This is a genomic window from Sphingomonas sp. Sph1(2015) (assembly GCF_001970915.1).
GTDB lineage: Bacteria > Pseudomonadota > Alphaproteobacteria > Sphingomonadales > Sphingomonadaceae > Sphingomonas > Sphingomonas parapaucimobilis.
Map to the genome: position 1 here is coordinate 1 of NZ_MQUI01000080.1, position 8,385 is coordinate 8,385.

Annotated in this window: 9 protein-coding genes; 1 reads left to right on the plus strand and 8 read right to left on the minus strand. The window is 66.4% G+C overall.

Annotated elements, in window-relative coordinates; all coding sequences use genetic code 11:
- Positions 1 to 84: 84 nt before the first annotated feature.
- From BSZ14_RS18185 to trhO, 6 genes are all read right to left on the minus strand, one after another.
- The gene (locus BSZ14_RS18185) at positions 85 to 819 is read right to left on the minus strand and encodes a TorF family putative porin (RefSeq protein ID WP_198930566.1); all 735 of its coding nucleotides are present in this window, start codon (positions 817 to 819) and stop codon (positions 85 to 87) included.
- 2 nt (positions 820 to 821) lie between these two features.
- Entirely contained in the window at positions 822 to 1,268 is a 447-nt protein-coding gene (locus BSZ14_RS18190; protein WP_139330532.1) for a hypothetical protein, read from the minus strand.
- Between the two features lie 297 nt (positions 1,269 to 1,565).
- Positions 1,566 to 2,300, minus strand: coding sequence for a class I SAM-dependent methyltransferase (locus BSZ14_RS18195; protein WP_076711989.1), 735 nt, complete (start codon positions 2,298 to 2,300; stop codon positions 1,566 to 1,568).
- 23 nt (positions 2,301 to 2,323) lie between these two features.
- Positions 2,324 to 3,451: a peptide chain release factor 2 gene (gene prfB, locus BSZ14_RS18200; RefSeq protein ID WP_076711990.1), complete on the minus strand. Its 1,128-nt coding sequence runs from the start codon at positions 3,449 to 3,451 to the stop codon at positions 2,324 to 2,326.
- A gap of 65 nt (positions 3,452 to 3,516) precedes the next feature.
- Complete coding sequence (locus BSZ14_RS18205) at positions 3,517 to 6,009, minus strand: penicillin-binding protein 1A (RefSeq protein ID WP_076711991.1); 2,493 nt, start codon at positions 6,007 to 6,009, stop codon at positions 3,517 to 3,519.
- A 66-nt stretch (positions 6,010 to 6,075) separates the two neighbouring features.
- The gene (gene trhO, locus BSZ14_RS18210; protein WP_076711992.1) at positions 6,076 to 7,029 is read right to left on the minus strand and encodes an oxygen-dependent tRNA uridine(34) hydroxylase TrhO; all 954 of its coding nucleotides are present in this window, start codon (positions 7,027 to 7,029) and stop codon (positions 6,076 to 6,078) included.
- 169 nt (positions 7,030 to 7,198) lie between these two features.
- On the opposite strand from trhO, the gene BSZ14_RS18215 reads away from it, so the two are divergent.
- Entirely contained in the window at positions 7,199 to 7,894 is a 696-nt protein-coding gene (locus BSZ14_RS18215) for an aspartate/glutamate racemase family protein (RefSeq protein ID WP_076711993.1), read from the plus strand.
- 76 nt (positions 7,895 to 7,970) lie between these two features.
- On the opposite strand, the gene BSZ14_RS18220 is transcribed toward BSZ14_RS18215, so the two are convergent.
- Both BSZ14_RS18220 and BSZ14_RS18225 read right to left on the minus strand, forming a co-directional pair.
- Positions 7,971 to 8,249: a hypothetical protein gene (locus tag BSZ14_RS18220; protein WP_076711994.1), complete on the minus strand. Its 279-nt coding sequence runs from the start codon at positions 8,247 to 8,249 to the stop codon at positions 7,971 to 7,973.
- Between the two features lie 19 nt (positions 8,250 to 8,268).
- On the minus strand, positions 8,269 to 8,385 hold a 117-nt coding region (locus BSZ14_RS18225; RefSeq protein WP_139330359.1), incomplete at its 5' end, for a transposase domain-containing protein.

The following is an 8,385-nucleotide window of genomic DNA, read 5'->3' on the forward strand; positions in this document are numbered from 1 at the left end:
GGCGACACCGCCTGGGGAGAAGCCCTCCCCCATTCCCTCCCGCCTGCGGGAGGGGAGAGCCTGTGGCCAGCTGTGGGACGACCCTCAGAATCCGAACCGCACCCGGCCGACGATCCTGTCCCCCGAATGCCGCGCATCCGCCAGCGCAAAGGCCGACGCCGCCCGCTCCGACACATCGGTCCCGACATAGTCCAGACCCAGCGTCACCGGGCCGGTGACATGCTCCACCCCGACCCGCCAGTCGCTATAGTCGCCACCGGGGCGAAGCCGTGCGGCGCGAAAAGCGTCTTCGGTCTTGCCGGTCGAATGGCCGACACCCGCCAGCACCGTCCAGGGCGTGCCCGGAATCCCTGCCTGCGCCCCGGCATGAAGATAGAGATTGTCGCCGCCGATCGCGCTTTGCGACGGCGCATAGTCCGCGCCAGCATTCACTTGCACCGGACCCAGCGTATAGGCCGCCGACCCGCCCAGTTCGACATAATCGGCGTTGAAGCCCGCCCCGCCGAACAGATGCCCGGTCACGTGTCCGCGCATCGTCACCGGGCCTAGTATCGTGGAGGCGCCAAGGGTCAGGTCGCCGACCAAACCCGCGCCGCCATGCCGGTCCGATTCGCGCAGTGCGACGATGCGGCCGCTCGCCTCGAACGGCCCGCTCGTCGCAAAGATATCGGCGGAGGGCGAAACCCGCCCCCCGCTCCAGCTCAGCCCCCGGCGATTCTCGTCGCTGTTCACCTCGACGCCGATCGCGGGCCGCTCCTGCGCGAGGAGCGGCGAGGCCATGGAGCCACCCAGCAGGGCGGCCAGAACAATGCTACGCAAGGTCATCCGGCGCGCGTCTCGGCATGGAGGCGATCCATCTCGGCACGCAACAGGCCATGGTCTTCCTGCGCCACGGCCTGAAGATGGTCGCGCACCGCGTCGTGACGCCGGGCGACGTCCTGCGCGATGGCGCTGCGGTTGGTGCTGCACCAGCCGGGGCGGCTGCCCTCGATCACGCGGTCCTGTGCCGCGCTGCGCATCAGCGCCGTGCCGCCGGCACCGCGCGCTTCGCGGTGGACGGTGACATTGGCGCTCCACAGGCAGCGCAGCGTCGAGGGACGGCCGCCGGTCGTCACCGCGCCGATCTGCTTATGGGTCACGCCGATATCGGCGCTGTAGCGGACCGCGACCGGTCCCGAATGATGGTCGAGCTGGACGCGGTGTTCGAGCGCCCCGTCCGATGCCACCGCTCCACCGAGCGCGAGCCCGGCAATCAAAAGCATGTTCATCGTCATCTCCTTCTGCGGGACCCCGGCCCATGCTGACCGGTGGTCTATCGGCACCAGGCAGGGCCGATACGGGATCAATACATGACAAAGCTGTCATGTTCCAACTTTGTCGTAGCGACGGTGACGAATGGCCGACCCCTTCCTCCCCTGCAAGGGGAGGTGGCAGGGCGCAGCCCTGACGGAGGGGTGTAATCGCTGATAGGGTTGATTTTCCTCGAAACCGGGGACACCCCCCACCATGCTTCGCATGGTCCCCCTCCCCTTGCAGGGGAGGAAGGACAAACGGGACTGTCCTTCCTAATTATCCTTCATGCGGCAGGGGCGGATCGCCTTGGGATCGGGACGCGGGCCGGTCGCGCGGAAGGTCGCGAGATAGCCGCCTGCCGAGGGCATGTTCTCGAACGACACCTGGGTGAAGCCGACCGCCTCGAACTCGCATTTCAGCAGCGCGGGCGGGGTGCCGTGCGCCTTGGTAAGACGATCGGCGTCGACCACCACGACCAGCCCGTCGGACTTCAGTGCGGGGAACAGCCGCCAGAGGAACTCATAGGGCTGTTCGATCTCATGATACATATGAACCATGAGAACGCGGTCGAAGCTGGTGGGCGGCAGCTTGGGATCGGCGGGCTCGCCCAGGCGGACGCTGACATTGTCCAGCCGCTCGCGCGAGACACGCTCGGCCAGCCGGTCGCGCCAGGCGGCGACGATATCCTCGGCCAACACGCGGCCCGTCTTGCCGACGCGCTGCGCCAGACGGACGGTATAATAACCCTCGCCCGCGCCGATATCGGCCACCGTCATGCCGGGACGGATCTTGGCCCGGTCCATGACCTGGTCCGCCTCGCGCAGGCGGTCGCGCGCATCCTCGCTCGACCAGCGCGACGAGACGACGTCGGCGACCGGCCGGTCCGCCGCCGGGAACGGGCCGACCTTGTCGTCGTCCGCGTCATCGCGCTGCTGGATCAGCGGTTTCGAGCCGTCGCACGCCGCCACCGCGCCCCCCAGCGCGATGACGAGTGCCGCCGCGAGCAAACTGCCCCCCCCCCGCGCGCATCTTACTCCACATCCTCCACCGCGACCGCCTCGCCGGTCACGCGTTGCGACAGGGCGGCGGCCATGAAGGCGTCGAGGTCGCCGTCCAGCACGTCGCCGGGCGCGGTCGAGGTGGTGCCGGTGCGCAGGTCCTTCACCAGCTGATAGGGCTGGAGCACGTAAGAGCGGATCTGGTGGCCCCAGCCGATATCGGTCTTGGTCGCATTCTCGGCATTGGCCACCGCCTCGCGCTCGGCCAGCTCACGCTCGTACAGGCGGGCGCGAAGCTGGTTATAGGCCTCGGCCTTGTTCTTGTGCTGCGAACGCTGGTTCTGGCACTGCACCACGATGCCGGTCGGCAAGTGGGTGATACGCACCGCCGAGTCGGTGGTGTTGATGTGCTGGCCACCCGCACCGCTCGCGCGGTAGGTGTCGATGCGCAGCTCGCTCTCGTTGATCTCGACCTCGATATTGTCGTCGATCACCGGATAGACCCAGACGCTCGAAAAGCTGGTGTGGCGACGCGCGGCCGAGTCGTACGGGCTGATCCGCACCAGCCGGTGTACCCCCGATTCGACCTTGGCATAGCCATAGGCGTTCTCGCCCTTGACCAGCAAAGTCGCCGACTTGATCCCGGCCTGTTCGCCCGCATGATAGTCGATCAGCTCGACCTTCATGCCGTGCCGCTCGGCCCAGCGCGTGTACATGCGCTGGAGCATCCCGGCCCAGTCCTGGCTTTCGGTGCCGCCCGCGCCTGCGTTGATCTCGATATAGCTGTCATTGGCGTCGGCTTCACCGGCCAGCAGCGCCTTGATCTTGTCGGCCTCGGCCTTCCTGGCGAGTTCGCCCAGGCTGGCGACGGCCTCCTTCTCGAGTTCCTCGTCGCCCTCCATCTCGGCCAGCTCGATCAGTTCGACCGTGCCCGACAGCTCGTTCTCGATCGCGCGGGTGGCGGTGATGGCCTCGTCCAGGCGGCGACGCTCGCGCATCACGGCCTGGGCCTGCTTGGGGTCGTTCCACAACGCCTGGTCCTCGACGCGCGCGTTCAGCTCGTCCAGGCGGCGCAGCGCGCGGTCCCAGTCGAGGAAGCGGCGCAGCAGCTCCAGGGCGTCCTTGATCGTGTCGACATGAGCCTGCGCTTCAGCGCGCATGAAAATTCTCCGAATCGGTCGTACGGCCGCCCAAACCGGACGGCAAAACGAATATGGGAAGCGGGCTAGTAGATTCCGCCTTCTCTTTGCAAGAAATCGCTGTCGCGCGGCGGCGCGGGCCTGGTCGGGCCGGTCGGCGTGGCGGGCGCCTCGGCGGCGGCAGCACGGCGCGCGCGGCGGCGCGGTTCGCTCTCCGGCTTGAACGCTTCCCAGATCACGGCGGGCTTGGGATCGTCGCCGGTCGGGAAGGTGCCATAGACCGGCCGCCCGCTCGCCCGGTCGATGCGGACCATGCGGATGCCGGGCGCGGCGCGGAAGGGCAGCTTCTCGAGTCCCTCATAGGCCCTTTGCGCGAACTGGTGGAAGATCGGCACCGCGATCGTCCCGCCCTGCGCATAGCCGCCCAGCGAGCGCGGATGATCGTACCCGATATACAGGCCGCCGACGAATTGCGGCGTGCCGCCGACGAACCAGACGTCGGTGGGGCCGTTATTGGTCCCGGTCTTGCCGAACATCGGCCGGTTCAGGTCGCGCAGTCCGGTCGCGGTGCCGCGCTGGATCACGCCCTCGGTAATATGGACCATCTGATAGGCGGTCATCGCGTCGAGCACCTGCCGCTGGTGCGAGACCGGGCGCGGCATCGGCTTGCCGTCATAATCGGCGGCGTTGCAGCGGTCGCAGGCATGCCAGTTCTCCGGCCAGATCACCTTGCCGTGGCGGTCCTGCACGAAGTCGATCAGCGAGGGATCGCCGCCGCGCCCGTTATTGGCCAGGATCGCATAGGCATTGACCATCTGCCCCACCGTCGTCTCGCCCGCGCCCAGCGCATAGGCGAGATAGGGCGGGAAATCGCCGATCCCCATCTGCTTGATCATCGCGACGACGTTCTTCATGCCGACGGTCGAGGCCGTCCGCACGGTCATCAGGTTGCGCGACTGCTCGATGCCCCAACGCATCGTATGCGGCCCGGCACCCGCCGAATTGCCGAAGTTGCGGAAGCACTTCGTCCCCAGTCCGGCACCCTGGTCGACGCAGAACGGCCCGTCGACGATGATCGAGGCGGGCGTCATCCCCTGGTTCAGCGCGGCGGAATAGACGATCGGCTTGATCGTCGAGCCCGGCTGGCGCTCGGCCTGGGTGGCGCGGTTGAACGCCTGGAGCCGGGCATCGAAGCCGCCCTGCATCGCCAGCACGCGGCCCGTCGCGGGTTCCTCGACGACGAAGCCGCCCGAGATGCGCGGGATGGAGCGAAGCTGGAACTGCTCACCCGCGGGCGACACGGCGATGATGTCGCCGACCTTCAGCGCGCTGAACGCGGTGGCGGCCGTGCCCCGGCGCGGCATCTGCGCGAAGCTTCGCGGCAAGGTGCCGGTGCGGCCATTGGCGAAACCGATCGTCGCCTCGCGCGGATCCTTGGCGGTGACGATGCCTGCGCGCCAGTCGCGATAGTCGAGGCCGATATTGGTGTTCAGCAGCACCTGCTGCCAGTTGCCGTCCTCGATATCCTCGTGCCGGATCGGCCCGGACCAGCCGCGCCCGCCCTCGAACCGGACCAGACCGTCGCGCAGCGCTTCCGCCGCCAGGTCCTGCAACCGGGTGTCGAGCGATGTGCGCACCCAGAGGCCCCCGTCATAGACGCTGTTCGGCCCGCTCTCCGCCTTTTCGCCGTAGCGCTTGATCAGCTGGCGACGGACTTCCTCGACGAAATAGCCGCCGACCTGCGCATATTTGGGCGTGCGGCGCAGCACGGTGCCCAGCGGCTCGGCCATCGCCGCATCATATTGCGCGCGGGTGATGAAGTTGTTCGACAGCATCTCGCGCAGCACATAGGCGCGGCGCTCCAGCGCGCGGTCGGGGTGGCGGACGGGGTCGTAATTGGCCGGTCCCTTGGGCAGCAGCGCCAGATACGCCATCTGCCCCAGCGTCAGCTCGTCCAGTTCCTTGTCGAAATAGGCATGGGCCGCCGCCTCGACGCCGAACGCATTCCGGCCCAGCGCGATCTGGTTGAGATACAGCTCCAGGATTTGCGGCTTGGTCAGCGTATCCTCGATCTTATATGCGAGGATCGCCTCCTTGATCTTGCGGGTCGGCGAATAGGCGTCGCCGATCAGCAGGTTCTTGGCGACCTGCTGCGTAATGGTCGAGCCGCCGCGCGCGCGCCGCCCGGTGCCCCATTTCTTGGCATAGTCCAGCACCGCGCCCGCCAGACCCGGATAATCGACGCCGCCATGCTCGAAGAAGCTCTTGTCCTCCGCCGCCAGGAAGGCACGGACCAGGAGCGGCGGATATTCATTGTAGGACAGCTCGACCCGACGCTCGCGCGCATAGGACTGGATCGGGGTGCCGTCGATGCCGCGGACATGGGTCGGCAGCGGCGGCTCATAGGCCTTGAGCGCGTCGACCGAGGGCAGGTCGCGCATGAACACGAACCAGAATACGCCGCCGCCGATCGCCGCGAGCAGCGCAAGGACGGCGAACACCCGCACCCACCAGCGGCGCCAGAGCGGGCGGCGCGGCGGTTCGGCAGGTTCGGAGGGGGAAAAGGTTTCGACGGCCATGGCTTTGCGGGGCTTCGTGTAGCAGGTTCGCCCCGGCTTGCCACCCGCCTGGGAATGGTTTGCGCGTCAGGGATGCGGCGGTTCGTCGCGCGCGTCGTCATCGGAGGCGTAGCGCGCGCCCACATGCGCCTGCCCCCGCGCCGCCGCCAGCTGTTCCTGCCGATGCCGTTCGGCATAGGCGGCCAGCCGCTCCGCGTCGCGCGTGCCATGGCAGGCGGGGCAGCTCACCCCCTCGACATAGAGCGGCGAGGTGCGATCCTCCGGACTGACCGGCATCCGGCAACCATGGCACAGGCCGTGACGGCCCTGCGCCAGCCCATGCCCGACCGCGACGCGCGCATCGAACACGAAGCATTCGCCGTTCCAGCGGCTACGTTCCTCGGGCATCGTCTCCAGATATTTCAGGATGCCGCCGTCGAGGTGGAAGACGTCCGCCACTCCTTCGGCCTTCAGGAACGCGGTCGCCTTTTCGCAGCGTATGCCGCCGGTGCAGAACATCGCCACCTTGGACTTGCCCGCCATCAGTTCGTCGCGATGCTCGCGGAACCAGCCGGGGAAGTCGCGGAAGCTCTTGGTCCCCGGATCGACCGCGCCATCGAAGGTGCCGATCGCGACCTCATAATCGTTGCGCGTGTCGATCAGAAGGGTGTCGGGATCGGCGATCAGCGCGTTCCAGTCCTCGCCCGCGACATAGGTGCCGACCTCACGCGTGGGGTCGATGCCCTCGACGCCCATCGACACGATCTCGCGCTTCAGCCGCACCTTCATCCGGTGGAACGGCATCGTCTCGGCGGTGGAATCCTTGTAATCGAGATCGGCGCAACCGGGCAGCGTTCGGATATGGCCCAGCAGCGCTTCGATCGCCTCGTGAGCGCCCGCCACCGTGCCGTTGATCCCCTCGCTCGCGAGCAGCAGCGTACCGCGAATGCCATTCGCCTCGGCCACGGCAAGCAAGGGTTCGCGCAACGCTACGGGGTTGGGGAAGGACGCGAAACGATACAGGGCACAAACGCGGATCATGCCTGCGTCTTTACGCGGATCGGGCGTAGGGAACCAGATGCTCAGCCATTGGGCCTCCACACAAGATAGTCGCGCTTCCCGAAAAGGATTGTGAAAAGAGAATGTGACAGGGTGCTCAAAACCCATATCAACTGGGCGAGAGGCGCATGAAGCAGGGACATATTAAAAGATGAAGATGATCGGGCTGATCGGCGGCATGAGCTGGGAAAGTTCCGCAGAGTATTATCGCATCCTCAACGAGGGGGTGCGAGACCGGCTCGGTCCGACCGCATCGGCCCGGTGCCTCCTGTGGTCATTCAACTTTGCGGAAATCGAGGACTTGCAGCATAGGGGCGATTGGCCGGGCCTGACGACGCGCATGATCGACGCGGCACAACGCCTCGAAGCGGGCGGCGCGGACGTGCTACTGATATGCACCAACACCATGCACCGGATGGCGGCCGACGTTGAGGCCGCGGTGGGCGTGCCGCTCCTCCACATAGCTGATCCCACGGCCGAACGCATCAAGGCGGCCGGCGTTAAGACGGTCGGACTGCTCGGAACCGCGTTCACGATGGAACACACCTTCTACAAGGGGCGGCTAATCGATCAGCATGGCCTCAACGTCATCGTCCCAGACGACGAGGACCGCGCTACCGTCCATCGCATCATCTATGAGGAGCTGGTCGCCGGTAAGATCCTGCCGGCGTCGCGTGATGCCTACCGCGCGGTCATTGCTCGCTTGGTTGAGAACGGCGCGGAAGCGGTGATTCTAGGATGTACCGAAATCATGCTGCTGGTTCGGCCAGAAGACAGTGAGGTGCCAATTTTCGACACGACCGCTCTCCACGCGGCAGCGGCGATCGAGATGGCGTTATCCAGCTAACCGCCGGGTTACCACAAACGAACGACCAGCGAGACGGCCGGGGCATTCCCACAGGGATGGTGTTGTGGGAATGATCCTACCCGTTCACCGACCAAACTACCGATACGATCCGCCACCCTTGGTTGGTATTGACGAGAAGCCAGTGCTCCATGCCAGTGTTCAGGGTCACGCCATCGACCTTGAACGCATAGTCGAACGACATCGCTGCAGATTCGCCATCGCCCTCGACACGGATGTTACTGAAAGTCTCGTCGGCGTCCCCTTTTCGGGTCACGATGCTGTCGATGAACGCAACCGGATTATTTCCCGGGTCATAGGCCGCCTTGATGCCCTTACTGGAAACATCCTTCGCCACGGCCTTTACGTAAGCGCTGTTAACGCACCACGCGGGCGGCGTATGCCCATGGCATGAGGTCGCCGAGTGCATTGATGCGGTGGCCGCCCGCAAGGCGCTTGAGAGTGTCGGTCAGCCAGGCCTGTGGGTCGACGCG